At 64.1% G+C, this 17,283-nt stretch carries 17 protein-coding genes; 7 read left to right on the top strand and 10 right to left on the bottom strand.

Annotated elements, in window-relative coordinates; all coding sequences use genetic code 11:
- Nucleotides 1-661: 661 nt before the first annotated feature.
- Nucleotides 662-1,924 carry an IS701 family transposase gene (locus ACFYQA_RS05000; RefSeq protein WP_388911621.1) on the bottom strand — a complete coding sequence of 421 codons (1,263 nt, stop codon included), beginning with the start codon at nucleotides 1,922-1,924 and terminating at the stop codon, nucleotides 662-664.
- On the opposite strand from ACFYQA_RS05000, the gene ACFYQA_RS04995 reads away from it, so the two are divergent.
- Together ACFYQA_RS04995 and ACFYQA_RS04990 are read left to right on the top strand one after the other, a co-directional pair.
- Nucleotides 1,918-3,207, top strand: a complete 1,290-nt coding sequence (locus tag ACFYQA_RS04995; RefSeq protein ID WP_388911618.1) for a reverse transcriptase domain-containing protein — start codon at nucleotides 1,918-1,920, stop codon at nucleotides 3,205-3,207. The two genes, ACFYQA_RS05000 and ACFYQA_RS04995, sit on opposite strands and share 7 nt — an antisense overlap.
- 146 nt (nucleotides 3,208-3,353) lie before the next feature.
- A complete protein-coding gene (locus ACFYQA_RS04990) occupies nucleotides 3,354-3,779 on the top strand; it encodes a hypothetical protein (RefSeq protein ID WP_388911615.1) in 426 nt (141 codons plus the stop codon).
- A gap of 36 nt (nucleotides 3,780-3,815) precedes the next feature.
- Here ACFYQA_RS04990 and ACFYQA_RS04985 read toward each other — a convergent pair whose 3' ends face one another.
- Entirely contained in the window at nucleotides 3,816-4,916 is a 1,101-nt protein-coding gene (locus tag ACFYQA_RS04985; protein WP_388911612.1) for a Swt1 family HEPN domain-containing protein, read from the bottom strand.
- A gap of 415 nt (nucleotides 4,917-5,331) precedes the next feature.
- Here ACFYQA_RS04985 and ACFYQA_RS04980 point away from each other — a divergent pair, with 415 nt between their 5' ends.
- Nucleotides 5,332-6,273 carry a restriction endonuclease gene (locus ACFYQA_RS04980; RefSeq protein ID WP_388911609.1) on the top strand — a complete coding sequence of 314 codons (942 nt, stop codon included), beginning with the start codon at nucleotides 5,332-5,334 and terminating at the stop codon, nucleotides 6,271-6,273.
- Nucleotides 6,274-6,551: 278 nt separating this feature from the next.
- The gene (locus ACFYQA_RS04975) at nucleotides 6,552-7,247 is read left to right on the top strand and encodes a DUF4145 domain-containing protein (RefSeq protein ID WP_388911606.1); all 696 of its coding nucleotides are present in this window, start codon (nucleotides 6,552-6,554) and stop codon (nucleotides 7,245-7,247) included.
- A 230-nt stretch (nucleotides 7,248-7,477) separates the two neighbouring features.
- Here the strand turns inward: ACFYQA_RS04975 and ACFYQA_RS04970 are convergent, their stop codons facing one another.
- Nucleotides 7,478-7,840: a hypothetical protein gene (locus ACFYQA_RS04970; RefSeq protein ID WP_388911603.1), complete on the bottom strand. Its 363-nt coding sequence runs from the start codon at nucleotides 7,838-7,840 to the stop codon at nucleotides 7,478-7,480.
- 248 nt (nucleotides 7,841-8,088) lie between these two features.
- Between ACFYQA_RS04970 and ACFYQA_RS04965 the strand changes: the two genes are divergently transcribed.
- Together ACFYQA_RS04965 and ACFYQA_RS04960 are read left to right on the top strand one after the other, a co-directional pair.
- A complete protein-coding gene (locus tag ACFYQA_RS04965) occupies nucleotides 8,089-8,613 on the top strand; it encodes a hypothetical protein (protein WP_388911600.1) in 525 nt (174 codons plus the stop codon).
- 634 nt (nucleotides 8,614-9,247) lie between these two features.
- A complete protein-coding gene (locus tag ACFYQA_RS04960; RefSeq protein ID WP_388911597.1) occupies nucleotides 9,248-9,580 on the top strand; it encodes a hypothetical protein in 333 nt (110 codons plus the stop codon).
- Between the two features lie 169 nt (nucleotides 9,581-9,749).
- Here ACFYQA_RS04960 and ACFYQA_RS04955 read toward each other — a convergent pair whose 3' ends face one another.
- The 4 genes from ACFYQA_RS04955 to ACFYQA_RS04940 form a co-directional block, all read right to left on the bottom strand.
- The gene (locus ACFYQA_RS04955; protein WP_388911594.1) at nucleotides 9,750-10,010 is read right to left on the bottom strand and encodes a hypothetical protein; all 261 of its coding nucleotides are present in this window, start codon (nucleotides 10,008-10,010) and stop codon (nucleotides 9,750-9,752) included.
- A 692-nt stretch (nucleotides 10,011-10,702) separates the two neighbouring features.
- Nucleotides 10,703-11,023, bottom strand: coding sequence for a hypothetical protein (locus tag ACFYQA_RS04950; protein ID WP_388911592.1), 321 nt, complete (start codon nucleotides 11,021-11,023; stop codon nucleotides 10,703-10,705).
- Nucleotides 11,024-11,027: 4 nt separating this feature from the next.
- On the bottom strand, nucleotides 11,028-11,348 hold the full coding sequence (locus tag ACFYQA_RS04945; protein ID WP_388911589.1) for a hypothetical protein: 321 nt from the start codon (nucleotides 11,346-11,348) through the stop codon (nucleotides 11,028-11,030).
- Entirely contained in the window at nucleotides 11,338-11,898 is a 561-nt protein-coding gene (locus ACFYQA_RS04940; protein ID WP_388911586.1) for a bifunctional DNA primase/polymerase, read from the bottom strand. The genes ACFYQA_RS04945 and ACFYQA_RS04940 overlap by 11 nt, the downstream gene beginning before the upstream one ends.
- A 385-nt stretch (nucleotides 11,899-12,283) precedes the next feature.
- Between ACFYQA_RS04940 and ACFYQA_RS04935 the strand changes: the two genes are divergently transcribed.
- Nucleotides 12,284-13,516: a hypothetical protein gene (locus tag ACFYQA_RS04935; RefSeq protein ID WP_388911583.1), complete on the top strand. Its 1,233-nt coding sequence runs from the start codon at nucleotides 12,284-12,286 to the stop codon at nucleotides 13,514-13,516.
- Between the two features lie 53 nt (nucleotides 13,517-13,569).
- Here the strand turns inward: ACFYQA_RS04935 and ACFYQA_RS04930 are convergent, their stop codons facing one another.
- The 3 genes from ACFYQA_RS04930 to ACFYQA_RS04920 all read right to left on the bottom strand — a co-directional run bounded on the left by ACFYQA_RS04930 (nucleotide 13,570) and on the right by ACFYQA_RS04920 (nucleotide 17,076).
- A complete protein-coding gene (locus ACFYQA_RS04930; RefSeq protein WP_388911580.1) occupies nucleotides 13,570-14,499 on the bottom strand; it encodes a phosphotransferase family protein in 930 nt (309 codons plus the stop codon).
- Nucleotides 14,500-14,840: 341 nt separating this feature from the next.
- Complete coding sequence (locus tag ACFYQA_RS04925; RefSeq protein ID WP_388911577.1) at nucleotides 14,841-16,010, bottom strand: IS630 family transposase; 1,170 nt, start codon at nucleotides 16,008-16,010, stop codon at nucleotides 14,841-14,843.
- A 76-nt stretch (nucleotides 16,011-16,086) separates the two neighbouring features.
- A complete protein-coding gene (locus ACFYQA_RS04920; RefSeq protein WP_355247585.1) occupies nucleotides 16,087-17,076 on the bottom strand; it encodes a S66 peptidase family protein in 990 nt (329 codons plus the stop codon).
- Nucleotides 17,077-17,283 lie beyond the last annotated feature (207 nt).

The raw sequence follows: 17,283 nt of genomic DNA, 5'->3' as shown, positions 1-17,283 counted from the left end.
TTTAGCCACCTCCCCGGTCCGGGTCCCGCGTCGAGCAAGACCAGGGGGCCACTCGTGCACATTGCGGGCAGGTCCAAAGCCTGCCCGAGTTGCCAACCAGCGTACGGCCCCCTGATCATGCTCGACCCCAGACCGGGCAGGCCACCGGCCAAACCCGTTCCGCCGACCTCGTCGGCCCGATCAAAGCTCGTGACGAGGCCGAGCCTCGCTGTCATCATGTTTGCCTCACCCTATGAACGGCAGGCGGCGGAGAAGATGGCGAGCAGTAATTTGGAGAATTTGAACATTCCCAAAGCAATCAAAACCGTTCTGGGAAAACCGCTTGACCGATTGCCTGCGTTGATTACCGATCGATCGCTGGCCAATTCACATGAAACTTTGACCAGTCTTGCAAAGATTGCGTTGACACCGAGCGTCGGTATCTCTGTTGAGACCATCACTATGCCAAAGAAAAAATTTGGGCATAGGCCAATTGTAGTTCCAGACGTGGCGTCCAGGTGCCTCTACGTAGCTCTTGTGGATTCCATTGACAAGCAACTAGTAGGGCTTTGTTAGGTCTTGTGGTGGGGTTCGGGGGTTGGTGCGGGCTGGCCGCATATCGAGCAGGCGCCGGTCCAGGTGGCCAGGAGTCTCTGGAGTTCGCGGAGGACCGCGTAGAGGGTCAGGCCGGCGCAGGGACTTTTGGGTCGAGTCGGAGCATGGTGCAGAAGGCCTGGGCGAGGGAGGCGAGGGTGGTGTGGCGGTGCCAGCCGAGGTAGTTCCGGCCCTCGAAGTGGTCCAGGCCGAGACCGTCCTTGAGCTCGCGGTAGTCGTGCTCAACTCGCCAGCGGATCTTGGCGATTCGGACCAGCTCCCGCAGTGGGGTGTCGGCGGGCAGCGTCGAGAGCCAGTAGTCGGTCGGCTCGGCGGAGTCAGGTGGCCACTCGACGAGCAGCCAGCATTCGGGCAGCGCGCCGTCGGCGCTTCGCCGGATCGATCGGTTGGCCGGGCGGACCCGCAGGGACAGGAACTGCGAGCGCATCTCGGCGTTCGGGTTGTGCTTGGTGGCCTTGCTGCCCCGGCGCCACGTGATGGTGCGGGTAGCGGCTTGCCCGGCTGCCAGGGCCAGCGCGCGCAGGGTGGTGTGCGGCTGGGGGTAGGCCGGGACGGGAGGGCGGCCCTGCCCGGAGTACGGCGGGCGCTCGGGCCTCGCGTCGCCCGGGTGGGCGGAGGTGGTGGCCTTGACCGCGACCGCGTAGGCCAGACCGCGCTCGGTCAGGCCCTCGCGAAAGCCCGTGGCGTCGCCGTATCCCGCGTCGGCGACGACCGGCAGGTCCGGCAGTTCCCAGTCCCCGCGCACCTCGTCGAGCATGTCCAGGGCCAGGCGCCACTTCTCCCGGTGCCGTGCCGCGTCGGGGATACCCGCCTTGGCACGGCGGTGCCGGATCGCCTCGGCCAGCAGCGGGTCCTCGCCGTGCTTGGCGTCGTCCCAGCTCTCGGGCAGGAACAGGCGCCAGTCGACGGCCGAGGACGCGCGGTCGGACACCAGGTTGACGCTGACCCCGATCTGGCAGTTGCCGCGCTTGCCCAGCGCGCCGCAGTACATCCGTGCCACCCCCGGGGAGTCATAGCCGTCCTTGGGGAAGCCGACGTCGTCGATGGCGTACGCCTCCGGGCCGATGTGCGCCCCGGCCCAACGCGCAAGCTTTTCACGGACTTTGGAATAGTCCCAGGTGGAGGAGGACACGAACTGCTGGAGCTGCTGGTGGTCCACGCCCAGGCGCTCGGCCATGGGCTGCATGGACTTGCGTTTGCCGTCCAGCATCAGTCCGCGCAGGTACAGCTCGCCCTTGGCACGCTGGTCCCGGCGGGCCAGCGAGCCAAGCATCTGGGCCGCGAACGCCTCCAGGCGCGGGCGGACCTCTTCCATCTCCTCAGGTGTCACAGCCGAGAGGAAATCACGACCCCGCCCTTCCTTGGACACCCGGGGTACCTAACAAAGCCCTACTAGAGCCTGACAGTCGCAGTGAGGGGAACTGGGACCTCTTCGAGAAGTTCGCCAAGGACTCCCCGAGCGAGTACATCGTCGACATTGACATTGCGGCCTGCTACGAGTTTATTGACCATGAGATATTGCATCGTGAACTCCTAATGCGAACTTTGGATCACAACAAGGCTAATGCAATCCGTTCGTTCCTTAAGAGGTGCTCTTTCAACGGACGAGGCCTACCCCAACTCTCGACGCCAAGCGACCGATTGGCCGACCTTTACCTTAGCGTCTTGGAACGCCAACTGTTGCGCCACAAGCTGCCCGTAATCCGCTATGCAGACGATTTTCGCATCCGGGTCGAAAACTGGGAGATGGCTAATGGAGTAATCGAGTACGCGGCAGAGTATGCACGCGAATTGGGGCTCATCCTGTCGTCGGACAAGACAGGCATCATACGAGCCGAGGCTCACAGGGCGCGAGCCAAGAACAGAGAGATCCTGCAGAAGAAGTACTTCGACAGCGCAAAATCCCGCCTCACCCTCGTTCAACTGGTACAGCAAGACTACGATGATGAAGAAGTCATAAAAATTCCACCCGACGATGAAAAAGCGTTGAAGGAGTCAATGCGGCGCATCATTGCCGACTGGAAGGCCTCGATTGCAGGGCGCCAGCCCGACATGGAGACCTACAGGGCAAAAGAGCTCCGGCGCATGATCCCCCTCGCCATTACGGTTCTCCAAAAGGACGACCTTCGGATTGAGGCTGAAGTCTTCACGAACCTCATATTTCGGGAGCCGGTACGCCTGGAACGAGTTTGCAAATACATCCTCAGTCGCATGGATTCGTTTTCTGAGACTGAAGACAACTGGTCTCTAATACGGAAAATAATTGAAGCAGGGAGGATTGGACCGTCAGGACGAATTTGGTTACTCCACGTTGCAGGGAAGCTCCATAAGGGAAGCTCTGCAGATTGCGATTGGGTACTTAACTGGGCTGGAGAGCAGTGCAGCGACCGGCATGAAATGGTGAGGGCGGAAGCCGCATGGGTGTCAGCTAAATTCGGGACGTTGACCGATGACGTGACCGTGGAGCTACTGAAGACGTCCACCAAAATCTCAGAACATGCGATTGCGGCAGCCATGGGCCGTCAAGGGAATCTCAATGCTTCCCTTAGGAAATCTGTTGTCAATGCAGGTTCACTGAATCGCGAAACCTTCTCCTGGGGAGAGCAGAATTGACCGCTTGGCGGCTTACGGAAAGCGGTGAAAGTGTGCTGCGAAGGGTGAGTATCCTAGGGACTAGGCCGTACGCCAGCACTGATCAGGAGGGCATTCGAGCAGCGGTGGTCTCCTGTGCCACGCTGGTCGAAGCTCACGTAGATAAGGTGATCAAGAGCCTGTTTTCAGCTGACGCCGCCATGTCCTTTCCCTTGGCGCGCGCGCTGCACCGAGAGGTAGAAGACTCAATTTTCCGAACGTGGGACGCCAGGCGCAAGTGGCTAAACGCTGCTTTCGACATCAACGTATCCGGAGATAAAGCTTCTCAGGACTTTGATGCAGTCATCGACCTACGAAATAGCATCGTGCATGGCGACGGCCAACTTACCGATCTACAGGTAAGTAAGTTTAAGGATCTTTTTCGCTTGAAAGAACAGTACTCGCGTGTCCTATCCGCCCAAGTGAACGGAAGGATAATCACCTTTTCTTCCGAAGTGGCGGTCAGGTCTGCTATTGTGTCGCGAGATTTCGTCCTACATTTCGACAAGGTATTACTGACCAAGTTTCCAACTATTGCGGTTCCCGTGTCCTGACGCCTAAAGGGAACTCGCCGCAATCAACGAAGCCGGTTACCATTCCGGAAGAAGCTCTACCTGTCCACCCGCGCCAAAAATGCTAATGGGAATGGTGTCCTCACTTACGATCGTCCATCCACTACTGCTCATGATTCGGTAATCGATAGAGTCTGTTCGACTCCTCCATTCTGCGAAGCCTTCGTCGTCGAGGCCTGCGTCATCTATTGCTCTACTGCCGTGCCGCAGGGAATACAGCAGAGCGTCGAAACAGGCTCCAAGAACATCGGCTGTACCCGCAGAATCATCGACGGAGCTGAAGGTAAATTCCACATGATGAGGATGACTTACGAGCATGTGAACAATTAGAGGGCGGATTCCTCGAAGTTCATTCCACAGGTGACGAACATCAACCGCGCGGTCTCGCGAGTAGAAGTCTGCATGCCAGAACAGTCCCTCGGCGTTCTCAAGGTCTTCCGGCCACGATGCCCACGGGCGCCGGCTAACTCTTACTTCTAGACCTACCCCATACTGAATATCTGCGTGCCGAATGAGGCGTTGCGCAGTAGAATGCTCTCCTGCAATCCATCCGGCCGTCATGGCATCTCTGAACTTTTCCGGACTCGGCAGGATGCGTTTATTGTATGCATCGCAAGCGATAAAAGCGCCCCGCTCTAGATCGCGAAGAGTCTGCTCAATGCGACCCAGGTCATCCCTATGCGGTTTGCGAATATGGCCAATCCGGTGGCGCACCCTCTTCAACTCCTCTTGGCGCCCACTCCAAGAGCCACTTTCCAGTAGCGCATACTCAAACTGCCCCCAATGATTTTCGATAACCTGCAAAAGTTGACTATAGTCAAGATAGGCGAGCGGGTTTTCACTATCGGCAGTTGGCATGTGTTTGTATGCTGCGTCTTGCGCCTGTCGGCCTGACGCAGCCCGCAATTTATCAAGCCAATTCGCGCCATACAGAGCACGTAGCTCTACATAGATGAGTTCCCGCAGCCACGCTTCCAACTGCCACCACCGGGCGTAGAGAGCCAAGGACTGCGCAGGCATAACGCTGGGAACGACAGCACGCAAGGCGTCGTAGCTGTCCGAGCCGAGCCAACTTTCCAGCTGTCGACGTTGTTCTTCGATCGGGTATCCGGCACTCATAGCATGTTTCTACTACACAACTACGGCCGATGTGCGCTGTTTTGACCGACGCGATCGATCATAGGCGGCTCCAGACACGTCAGTTCATGGGTTCAAGAGTGCAGCCAGCCCCTACAGTCCGGCGGCCCGGTGCTCTACAAGCTGGAGGACGTCGGCCGGCGCACCTGTCGGTCGCTGTGGAACTGTGCCGAACGGCACCTCTGGTGGACGTGGGCAGACCGGCCACCCGAACCGTTGGAGGTCTGCCCGGTCCCCAGCCTGTTCCGATGACATCCAGCGCTGACGCCAACGAGGGCGGACGGCGGCGGCTATCGCACCCAGCGCTGCCTCCACTGTGGTGCAGCTCAACGGCTGTTCCCGCGCTACCGTGTTGAGATGGCTGTATGCCTGGGTTGGGCTGGGGAAGAGGGGGAGCATGCCGCAGAGCGCCGGTAGCAAGAAGATCAACCCGCGTGCCTACATAGCACTGGCCGACGCACTAACGGTGATCTTCTGGAACAAGCCGCCCTTTGAACGGTACCTGCGGGGGATGCTGCAAGAACACAGCGAGTTGTTGGCGCGGCTCGACTTCAGCACTACCAAGCGGGAGACGTCCGGCCACCTCGTCGACCTCCTCCGGGTCAATGAAGCCAGGTACCGCGATCTGACCATCAAGCTCATGCTCGACGTCGCGGAGATGAAACGGTTCCCGAACCTGGAGCAGCAGGTAGATCGGGATGAGATGGTGGCCCGTGCTGAAGCGGCCGTGGCCGATCTGCGCGAGTGGACTGAACACCAACGGTCAGTCATCCAGGAGCACGAGGAGCACGCCGCCACCATCGCAGACAGCGCCAGGCAGGCTGAGCAAGCCCGGCTGTTCAATGCCGATCACGAGGCCCTGCAACTGCGCTTCTTCGAGATGCACGCTGCCGCCGACCCGCACAAACGTGGTACCGACTTTGAGCGCTTCATCAACAAGCTGTTTGGTCTCTACGACCTTGAGCCCCGGGCGTCCTACAGCCTTGACCATGAGCAAATCGACGGGGCCTTCACCTACGCCACCGACCACTACGTCCTTGAAGCCAAGTGGTGGAAGGAACCCATCGGCCGCTCCATGCTGGACATCTTCAAGAACAACATCGAGCGCAAGGGCAAGAACACGCTGGGCCTGTACATCAGTATGAGTGGCTTCACCTCCGATGCCCTGGCCGTCTACAGCTACAGCACACCCTTCATCACGATGGACGGCAGCGACTTCATGGCGGTACTGGAGCAGCGCATCCGCTTGGACGACCTGATCGCCCGGAAGCGGCAGCACGCCAGCCAGACCGGCCACTGCTACTTGCCGGTGTCGGCCATCTTCTCCGGCACGGACTGAGCCAGCAGCCCAGCGTGGTGGGAAGCCGCGCGGAGCTGGCGCACCACAAACGCACCAGATCGAGCGGGGAACCACGGTGAAAGCAGCGGTGCCAGGCCGAGCCCCTTGTCGAGCGTTCGCCCAGGCCAGCGCTCGAACCGGCCACGAATGATCGCAGCTTCCCAAGCTGAGGGCTCAAAGCTGTCGGCACGGGCCTGCCCTGCGGCTTGCTCTGGTCCGCGAGCACAACGGTCACAAACGTCATGCCCAGGGGGGGCGTTGCGCACTAGTCTCCGACTATGGCAAGCACGACATGCGGATGGTGCGGACGGCTGGCTCACATGAGACCGGTCGGCGGTGCCGAAGTGGTCCCCGATCAGGACAGCCGTCTCAACATGGGATTCGAAGCCTATCGATGTGCCAACTGCCACCGGCTGGTCCTCGCCTACGGGTGGACCGACTTCAAGCCTACGAATGATTGGGACGACGCATCTTCTGATCTCTGGGACCATCCTCAGGCCCAGCAGCCACGATGGCTTCCCCCGGCGAAGTCCAACAGGACGTTCCCAGATGTCCCCGCAGCAATCGAGTCGCTCGCGGTTGAAGCGCACGACTGTCTCAGCATCAAGGCTGACCGAGCTGCCGTGGCACTTGCCCGTGCAGTGGTCGAGGCGTCCGCGAAGGAAAAGGGTGTCATCAGAGGGAGCCTGATCGCGAAGATCGACGAGCTCCACCAACTAGGGCTGCTACGCGGGCACATCAAGGAAGCAGCACACGAGGTGCGCTTCGGCGGCAATGAGGTAGCCCATGGCGATCTCACCCCCGTTGATCACGAGGCGGCCGAAGAAATCTTGACACTCATGGATGAGGTGCTGAACGACCTGTTTCAGTCCCCGGCTCGCGTGGCCCGTGCCCGTCAGCGGCGCCTGGAACGGTCCCAAGCAGGCCCTGCATCGGTGAACACCACCGCGTCAGAAGGACAGCCCAGCACCTGAGCTCTTGACGCAGCACTCACGGCAAGTTTCCACGGACCATCGCAGCCGCTCAGTGGTGCATCTCGTCGCGAAGAGGTCGCGTGCCACAACCGTGCCAGATGCAGGGGTCAGCCACGGTCAACACCGGTGCTTCATGAGCGAGTACCCGCCCGCTTCCTGGCCCGGTGAAGTCGCAGCTCAGGAGGGAAATCACCCAGCCTCTCTCCTAAAGCGGGTGTCAAGGCCCGACGTCATTCCGCGCGGTGCTGAGCGAATACCTGCTGCTGCTCGTCCCGCCAGCTCCAGGTGGCCGGCCGGGAGAAGGGCAGGCTTCGGGCAAGGCCGGAGAACTGGTCGGACGGCTCCCGGCTGGCCTTGTTCACCACGATCGCCGAGAGCATCGGTGCTCGTCCGTCCTCGTTGCGGTGGAGGCAGACATCCTTGAGCAGGTAGGTCATGACTCCGCGGTGAGGCGGGACGGAGTCGAAGCCCTGTGCCGCCAACTCGGCGCTCAGCTCCCCGTACGTGATGGTCTGTCCCTGCCGGGCCCGCTTCCGCAGGATCTCCACAGCCGCTTCGACCGCTGCCGGGTACTCCGGGTCCTTGATCCTCATTGCCCCTCTCCCATCGCGTGGACACTGCCCAGCCCGCGCATGGTACCGACCAGGCACCGCCCCGTACTGCTGGAAGCGGACGAAGAGCTCGTGCCAGACCGTGCAGGGAACCATGGGGGAATGGCGGGGACCAGGGCGCCAGCCAGTCAAGCCCCAGGGCCGCTCCATCACAGGTCGGCTCAGCAACCACTCACGGACAACCCAAGCTTCCCAAGAACAGAGGCCGTCGCTGCCGATAGCCTGGGCTTGTGCCGGTAGATCAGGCGCAGATGGGCGCCTTCCAGTTGCAGTGGGACCTTGTGGGGCATGGTTGGGCGAGGTGTTACCTGGCCGATGACTCCAACCATGTATCACTGACGGTCAGTTACTGCACCGACGCGTTGGCCGATCTCGTGGCAGCGACAAGCGGGTTGTACGGGCAGGGACGTTCATCCCGGTTCTTCTTCGACGCCGAGCCGCAGGAGTTCCGCTGGGTTCTCCGCCAAGCCGAGGAAGCCATCGGCGTGACCATCTACAAGTTCCCTGATGTCGCGGTGAGCCCCGACCTACCAGACTCCGACGGCACGGTGATCTGGGAATCAGCGTATCCGCGTCGCGTGTTCTCCCACGCCGTCCTGGACGCCGCCCAGAACGTGCTTTCGGAGCACGGTGAAGCCGGCTATCGCGCAAAGTGGGTACTCCATCCCTTCCCCATCGGCCTGGTCCAGGACCTCCGCAGATTGCACCTTCGCGACGACGTCTGCGACCTGCCCCATGACCTGGCGCGACCCTAGGCGACCGTACGACCGTCATACGCTGCGCTCATAGGGCTGCAGCACCCTGGAGCGCAGAGTTGCCCCGACTGCCGCACCACAACCGCACCAGATCGAGCGGGGAACAGCGGGGAACCACGGTGAAAGCAACCGGGCCCGACGAGGCTGCATAACAGCCGTTCGCCCAGGTCAGTGCCCAAACCGGCCGCGATTGATCGCAGCTTCCCAAGCTGAGGGCTCAGGAAGCGTCGTCAAGGGCTGGCCATCCTGGCTTGCTGTGGTCGACGGCAGCGCCAGCGCGGTGCAGGCCGGTGGGGGTGCAGCGAGACATACGCGTGCGTGGTCGGTCGGCGCACCCGCCGTCGTGGCTGACTGTCGTCGACTGAGGGTGCGGACGGGTCATATCGAAGTGCCGACCGTCAGCCGAGCGCGCCGAAGCTGGGCCGTCTCTGGGCCGTCCGAGGCCGCTCGGCAGTGGCCAATGACGACCACCAAGCGCACGGGCCCACCGTCTCTGAGCAGGGAAGACGCAGGTCGCCAAGATCCCCGACAAGACCCAGGGCAAGAAGACACCTGTGAGAGAAGAACCTTGCCCACGTGTGACCGCGCAGGTCACGAGCGGCTGTCCAACGGCACAGCGTGTGCATCATGAGGCATGGGGATTGATCTGGAGCTGCACTCATCACGGCCGGCACGCAAGAACTGGCGCGCGACACTCCTGCAGAGCTCCTACGGGCATGGCGACGCTCTGGCCGACGCCCTCGGCTCGCTTCAGTTCCTCGGAGTACCCGGGAGGCTCACTGCCGTCGATCTGTACGGGGATACGTTGATGAACGAGCAGGAGGCCGCAGCCGCCGTCCGCGAGATTCGCGATCTGAAGCAACGATGCGGTGACGAGCGTCAGCTCGCCGCATTGGACGACCTCGCAAGGATGCTGAGTGAGTGCGCAGCTACTCGAGGCAGTTACCTGTGGTTCGCGGGCGACTGAAGCTCACCTCACGCCTGCCGGAAGACTGTCTAACTGCGTGACAACGCCGACGGACGGCGGCGGACAAGCGCGGACACCTGCGGACCATCGGATCAGGTGAGAGGCACACCGACCTGAGTCAGACGCCTACCCAAGTTACTTCGGGACGAAGAGGGCGTGGGTTCACGTATCAGCGTAGAGGCTTCCTGCGCAGCTTGGGGAGGGGCTTGGCGGGACCGAACTGCCAGTCGAGACGGCTGCCAGGATTCTTCTCGACCTTCAGCATGACCGACTGGGAAGCGGAGAACTTGAGGACAAGTCCAGCGCGGAACCTTCCATCTGCTTGCCTGTCCCAGACAAGATCACTGTTTGTCCTGGCCCACACCGCCGCATCCACGAACCGTGAGAGCAAGGGTGGTAGCTCGGCGTCCTTCTTCTTGTCCTCGTCCATCAACTCTTCCCCCACGCTTCTGAAAGATCGGCACCTTGACGATCTCAACGTTCGTACGTCTCTCGGCTTCCAGCTCCCGCTTCCTGGTCTCGGACGCGCTCGCACTCTAGGACACGACAGACCGGACCCGCTGACGATTCCGGGCAGTTCCGCTCTACCGTGGACTTGTCCACGTTGTCGACGAGTTGGCTGCCCTCCTGGTCGGCGAGCAGGAGCCTGATAGCGAGCCTCGCTGGGCCGTGACGACGGACAGCCCGATCGCGGTGTGTTCGTCGACCCACAGCCCCCGCCACATTCCGCTCGCCCTCGGTATCACACTAGGCCAAGCCTGGTCCCTCGCGGACGCGCTTAGCCGACGTGGTTGACATCCCCGGCTGACATCAACGACGACATACGTGTGTACTCCGGGGCGGCCACTCGTGGTCGTCCCGTCCTGGGGGTGCCCCGGGCTTACTGGCCGCAGATCGAACTCCTAATGCGGTGGTCACGCATACCTGCGGCCTGCCGTTCGTCCGGGCTGCGGCGCTGGGGCGCCGGTCCCGGCCGAGCGGCAGGCCGAGGGACGCATCGAGAGGCGCAAGGACAGCGACGAGCCCCTTGCGGCAGTGCCAGGGCACAATGCCGCAAGGGGCCAGATCTTCTGATCGCGGGCCTGCGTTCGAATCGCGCCCACCAGGCGTCCGAGGTGCAGCTCAGGCCGCAGGTGCTTCCCGCCGGGTGGTCATAGATGCTTCGGCCGCCGTGCCGCATCGCTCAGCTTCCAGTCCTACCATGATCAGCTTTGCCAACATTTCCGCTGCCTCAGGGCGAACTGTACCGAGTTGCACCAGGCCGTCACCGAAGACGTTCACGTCGGCGACCAGACCGGGGAAGTCGGTGTCTAACCCGAGCAGCACCAGCTGATCGGCCAGAGTGCCGGCGCTTCGCCGGGCACGGTTCCAGCCGCGGACATACGACACGCCGGGTGAGAGATCTTCCGCGCGCCGGGCCACCACTCCTCGCCGGTCGGTCATGACGTCAATTCCTTTCCTCGTGTTCGTTGGTGGCAGTCGGCGTGTGCCCAGGGTCCTCACGGTCCACGCGGAAGCCGCTTGCGAGCGCCAGGCGCAGGAGTTCTGCGAGGCGTTCGGCCGTGCCGGGGGATACCCGGCCCAGCTCGACGAGGCCGTGTCCGAAGGCGTTCAGGTCCGCCCGCAGGTAGGGGAAGTCCTTCTCCAGGCCCGCGCGGACGAGGGCGTCCCGTAGTGCGGTGGTCGCGTTGCGGGCCGCGTACCATCCGTCGCTGTCGAGGGGCGACCAGGTGGCAGCGTCGTGCCCGCTGGTCGGCTCACCCTGCATCGGTGGTCGGCTCCTCGGGGAGCGCAGCGACTGCCGCGTACGGAGTCGGGTACTGCTCGTCGAAACGGTCAAGCCTGGCGAGGAGTTCTGCGGAAGCCACCAGCGCAGTCGCCATGGCGACCGGTCGCAACGGGTTGGCTTCCGGTCGGCGCATCGGTGCGCGGAGCCACTGGTAGCGGTCGCCGGACAACGGGATCGGGCCGGGCACGACGACGGCGCACCCCTGGCCGAGGTACCGGTAGGCCGGCGGGGAGGAGGTCTCTCGTGCGAGGTAGTGCGTGAAGGACTCGTGGCTCTTCGAGCCGAGGAAGAAGCCGACGCGCTGTGCCTTGCGGTCGATGACCGAGGGCCCGAACGGCAAGCCGCTGCGCATGAGCCGGTCGAACATCTCCAGCCCGAGGCGCTGTTCCACGCTCACCACGTCGAAGAAGCGGCCGGTTGCCAGCAGGCAGGGCGTTCGCGGGTCGTCCGCCCACATTTCTCGGCACGCCGCCGGATCGTCCGCCGCCGCAGACAGCCACTCGATGCCCCGCCTGGTCATCCTCTGCACGTTGTCTCACCCTCAGTAGGACTACGGTGCGGCCCTGGTGCCGCTGTGCGTCCAGATTCGTGGGCCAGCCCTTGACCTGGGCAGATGACGAGAGGTGACGGGGGATGACGCGGATGGGCATGACGCGTCACCCCCTGTCCTCCCCGTTCCTCGCAGAGGATCCCTGGTTACTGCCTGCACGAAGCGATGGCCAGCACGTACAGTCAGTGACGGAATCCCGAGTCGTCACACCGGCATCACGCGAGGAGTGAAGGCCGCCTTGAAGCCGACCAGTGTCCGCTTACGTGAAGCTCGCACGGGCCGGGGCTGGAGTCAGCCGCGGTTGGTCAGGGAGTTACGTCAGGCCGCTGCCCAGCGTGGCCACCAACTCCCGTCGGACGCCAGTGTGAAGCGGCGTATCGCGAGTTGGGAGAACGGCCACAGCGCCCCGGACGACTTCTACGGCCCGTTGCTGTGCGACGCGTTCGCCGCCAGTGCCGTCGAACTCGGCTTGAGCCACGGCCAGCCCCAGGACAGCGCCCTACTTGATGCCGCGTATCCCGCCAGCCCGGACGACGCCATCCAGACGGTGCGCCAACTGTGGCGTGCCGACCTCAACCAGTACGACCCGTTGCTCACGGCGGAGCCGTCCGAGCCGGCGTGGAATGAGGCATCCCTGCGGTGGCTGGTCGCGCCCGAGCCCGGCGTACCCCGGCAGCGGACCGAAGGCACCCGGGTCAGTCTCGGCGACGTGGCAGCCATAAAGACCACCGCGGACATGTTCGCCCAGCTCGACGACCAGTTCGGCGGAGACCACGCGCGTCATGCGGTGATCCAGTACCTCAGCAACGACGTGGCCCCACTCCTACGGGGCCGATACACCGAGCAAGTGGGCAAGGCCCTGTTCTCCACCGTGGCGGAGGCGACCCTCCTTGCCGGGTGGATGTCCTACGACGCCTGTCACCACGGACTCGCCCAGCGGTATTTCCTCCAGGCCCTCCGGCTCGCCCAGGACGCCAACGACCGCCGGCTCGCGGGAAGCATCCTCTCCGCGATGAGCCATCAGGCGACGTTCCTGGGGCGGTATACCCAGGCCGCCACCCTCGCCCGTGCCGCTCTCATGGGGATCTCTCCGGTAGCCACGCCGACGTTGCGTGCGCAGTTCCACGCGATGGAAGCCCGCGCACTCGCGCGTACCGGTGACGTCGCCGCCTGCGAGGCCGCCCTGAGCGCGGCGACCAAGGCTCTCGAAAGCCGGAACAACGAGGACGAGCCGGAGTGGATCAGCTACTTCGACGATGCCGAGCTTGCCGCTGAGGCCGCCCACTGCTTCCGGGACGTCAACAGCGCCCGCCGAGCCGTCGTCCACGCAGAGAACGCCATGAGCGGCAGCCACGTACGGAGCGACTTCTTCGCGACCATGGTCCTGGCGGATGCCCATCTGCGGGCCGGGGACGTCGAGGAGGCGTGCCGGGTGGCACTCGATGCGCTGGATCTCGGGGAACAGCTCAAGTCGGCGCGATGCGTCAGCTACCTTGCCGAGTTCCGCCGGAACCTGAACGCCTCCGGCCAGAGCAGCGCAGCCCGTGACCTTGCAGAGCAGGCCGGAGAGAACAGGTTATGGACTGCTGCGGGGTGATAGGGCCGCGCCGCACCAGAGCTACCGATCACGCCGGGAGTGACAGCCGCTCCTCAGAAAGGGCCCCACTCCTTACGTCCCTCTCCCGTCCGCAGAGAGCGGACCCGTCGAGCAAACTCGGCCGCAGAGCGCTCACTCACGCCGACCTGGTGACCGAGCCACGCCACCATCATCAGTTCCCGGAGGTCGGCCAAGGTCTCGTAGCCGGGCCAGTTCATGAGGTCGAAGCCGTACCGGTGCACGAAGTCGGTGTACTCCGCCACCGTGTGCCAGCCGTACCGGTCGTAGAAGAGCGGGGTCTGGATCAGGTCCCACTCGCGTGGAGCGAGGGCGAATCCGTCCAGGTCGATGAGGACGGCGTGACCGTCCCGGTGACGAAGGATGTTCCCGATGCTGGCATCCCCGTGGATCATCCCGTAGGGGAGCACGAAGTCCAGCCGGTCGTACTCCTTGCCGAGCCTCGCCGTCCGCTCCTCCAGGAAGGAGCGGTCTCCTTCGGAGACGGCATCCAGGCCGTCCAGCGAGGCGGACAACTTGGCCATAGGGTCGAAGTACGGCAGGCCCAGCGACTCGGGTTCCTCCAACCAGTGCAGTCGGCGGAGCAGGCCCGCCAGCTCGCCGACCGTCGCGTACTCCTCGCGCTCCTGGACGCTCTCCCAGAAAGTGACGACCAGGCCGCGGACGACGATGGGCTGAGCCATATCGGCCGGTACCCGGGTGGCGGGGAAGTCGACCGTTTCCAACCAGCGCGCCACGGCCACGGCCCGTTCCATCTCCGGCAGGACGGCGGGATCACGGGCGATACGGACGATGATCGGTAAGGAGGCCAGTCGGTAGACCGCGTTGGAGCCCAGTCGCAGCAACTCCGCCCCGGTCGCGTCTAGTCCGGCCGCCTCGCACGCCTCGCGCAGGACGACTGCCACGCCCTCCGCCGTGAACTCCATACCGCCGCCGACCGGTCCCCCGCTACTGCCCGAGATCATGCCTCCGACGATACGGCGCAGCCGCACCCCCGGACAGGGCGCCCGCGTAATAGGGACGTAATGATCTTGAGCGGGGCGGCGCTTATCTCCCGCTCCCCCGCAGGTCAGCGCACCCGGAGCCCTTCGCACTCCCCTGGCCTCCGGAGCCGTGTGCGCAGGTTCGAATCCTGCCGGGGGCACCTTGCATGAGGCGCCCAAAGACCCCGTCACCAGCGGAAACGCTGAGGCCGGGGTCTTCGCGTTTGTGCAGGCGGATGCCGCCCGGCTCTGGCGCTTCTGCACAGTCCGATAGACAGCAGGCCCGACTAAGTGGTCGGCTCCGGAAATCCTTCGGGGGTTGATCAGGCGGCCAGGGCAACAGAGGATTCTTCTGGCCGGTCGGCGGGTGCGTGCCGGTCGAGTCGGGCCAGCAGATCGTCCAGGTCGGTGGTGGTGAACTTCCACTGGAACGGCTGTGCCGTGGCGTTGTAGCGGTCTTCGAAGGCGCGAAGACGGTTCCGGACCTGGGACAGGTCCGTGAAGTCGTTGGGTTGGACGACCTTTCTCTGGACGATGGAGAAGAAGATCTCTATCTGGTTAGTCCAGGAGGCGTGTACGGGGGTGTGGACCATGACTGCGTTCGGAAAGGCCGTGGTGAGACGGTCGATGGCCTTCTTCCCCCGGTGGGAGGAGCCGTTGTCGACGATCCAGAAGACACGTCTGGCGCTCGCGTAGGGCTCCTGGGCCATGACCTGGGTGACCAGGGTCATGAAGGGCACGACTCCGGTTTTCGGCTCGCAGCGGCCGAAGACCTTCGCGCGGTGGACGTCGTAGGCAGCCAGGTAGGCCAGCGCACCGCCGCGGCCGTACTCGTGGTTGACCCGCATCGCCCGGGCCTGCCCCGGGGCCAGCGTCGGATGGCAGCGGCAGCGGGCTTGGACGGAGGTCTTCTCGTCGCTGGAGATGACGTACTCGTTCGGCCCGAGCGGGACACCCTCGAACGTACGGGCGTACAGGTCAAGGACACGCCGGGCCTTCGCGCGGAAGTCCGGGTCACGGATGAAGATCCAGGACCGGTACTGCCAGGGCTTGAGCACGTCCTCGCGCAGCCAGCGGCGGACCGTGGACGCGGAGACGGTGTCGGTGATCCCGCGCGCGGTCAGCTCGGCGGCCAGTTCCGGGCAGGACCAGCGCGACAGCGGCACACCGGTCTCGGCGGGTAACTGGCAGGCCAGCGCCTTGGTCTCGGCGATCTGCACGGGGGTGAAGCGAGCCGGGCGTCCTGAGCGTTTACGGTCGGCCAGGGCCGACAGGCCGCCGTGGGCGAACCGGCCGCGCCAGGCACGAACCGTGTCCAGGTGCAGGCCGGTCTCGTGGGCGATGCGCGCGTTGGAGCGTCCCCGTGCCGCGTGCAGGACGATCTGCGCACGGCACCGCAGCCGGTGTTCGGTCTTGTGGCCATAGGCCAACTTCTTCAATCGCTCGCGCTCGGCAACGGTCAGGACGATCGGGCAGGCCGATGCAACGGGCATGTCAGACGGGCCGATCGGGAGAAGCGGAAGACGACGGGTCGCGGCTCTCCGGGCCTGCGCCAACAGCCAACAGAACTCAGCTTTCCGCGACCGCCGACTCGAGCAGGGACAGCGTTTGGTTGTCCGCGTCCACGTCTGCGCGGACGCCGAGAGGCAGCGGCAGGTTCGGCGAGGTGTGGCCGAAGTCGACCTGGGCGAGGACGGGGATGTCACGCTGCGCCAGAACGTCGAGCACAACGTCGCGCAGACCCACCTGGTCTCCGCCGCCCTCGTAGGGCGTGACCTCTCTCGGGATGCCGACCACCATGCCCGCGATCCGGTCCAGCACCCCGGACAGCCGCAAGACATGCAGGTCGTTCCAGATCCGCGTGACCGGCCGCTGTAGCTCTTCCCAGAACAAGACGGCGCCGTCGAACCGTTCGGCGGGCAGAGCGAACGGTGTCGCCTGCAGCTGGACCAGGCGGTTCAGCAAGCCGCCGACCAGTGGTCCCTGCGCGCGGCCCGGCCGCCAGGTTTCCCAAGCCTCCCTTGCCGGCAGCGCGCCCGGCGCCTCGGCCTTGGTGAGCACACGGGCGTAGAGGTCGACGAGTTCGGACCGACGGGCCTCGTCGCCCAACGTGTACCAATCGCTGCCGAAACCGTGGGTGACGATGTCGGCGTGGAAGCCGACGAGGCCGGTCTTGGCGTACAACGCCATGTGCAGCACCGAGATGTCGCTATAGCCGAGGATCGGCTTCGGGTCGGCCCGGATCGCGTCCAGATCGATCAAATCGAGATAGCCGATGGTCGCCTGTCCACCGGTATGCGCGACGATGGCCCGCACCTCCGGGTCACGGAGTAGACCATTGAGCTCGGCGGCCTGCTCCGCCGGAGTGCCCGACGCCCACCAGCGATTCTGCGCTGGGTCGACCATTGGGCTGACTCGCACGCGGAAACCCATCCGCTCCAATATCGCCACACCGCGGGCGAGCAGTGGTTCCTCACCCGGCTCAAGCTGGCCCGAGGGCGCGGTAACGACCACGAGGTCGCCGGAACGTAGCGTGCGGGGCCGAAGGATCACAGACATGGGGCCTCCTTGTTGATCAACGATGGCGAGCAACAAGGCCAGTGCCGCCGATATTCCGCCTCCCCGACGTGATCAAAGCCCCGGAACCCGGCTGGGCCCACCGACCGCCTCCACGCGGACACCTTCGACTGTGCCTGACAGCCCCACTTCGCCACCCCAGACACAACGGACTGATGTGGAATCGCGCCCCGATGTCAACCCCCGAAG

Source organism: Streptomyces sp. NPDC005774 (assembly GCF_042871645.1).
Taxonomy (GTDB): Bacteria; Actinomycetota; Actinomycetes; order Streptomycetales; family Streptomycetaceae; genus Streptomyces; species Streptomyces pratens.
This window is presented reverse-complemented; position numbering and strand designations above follow the sequence as displayed.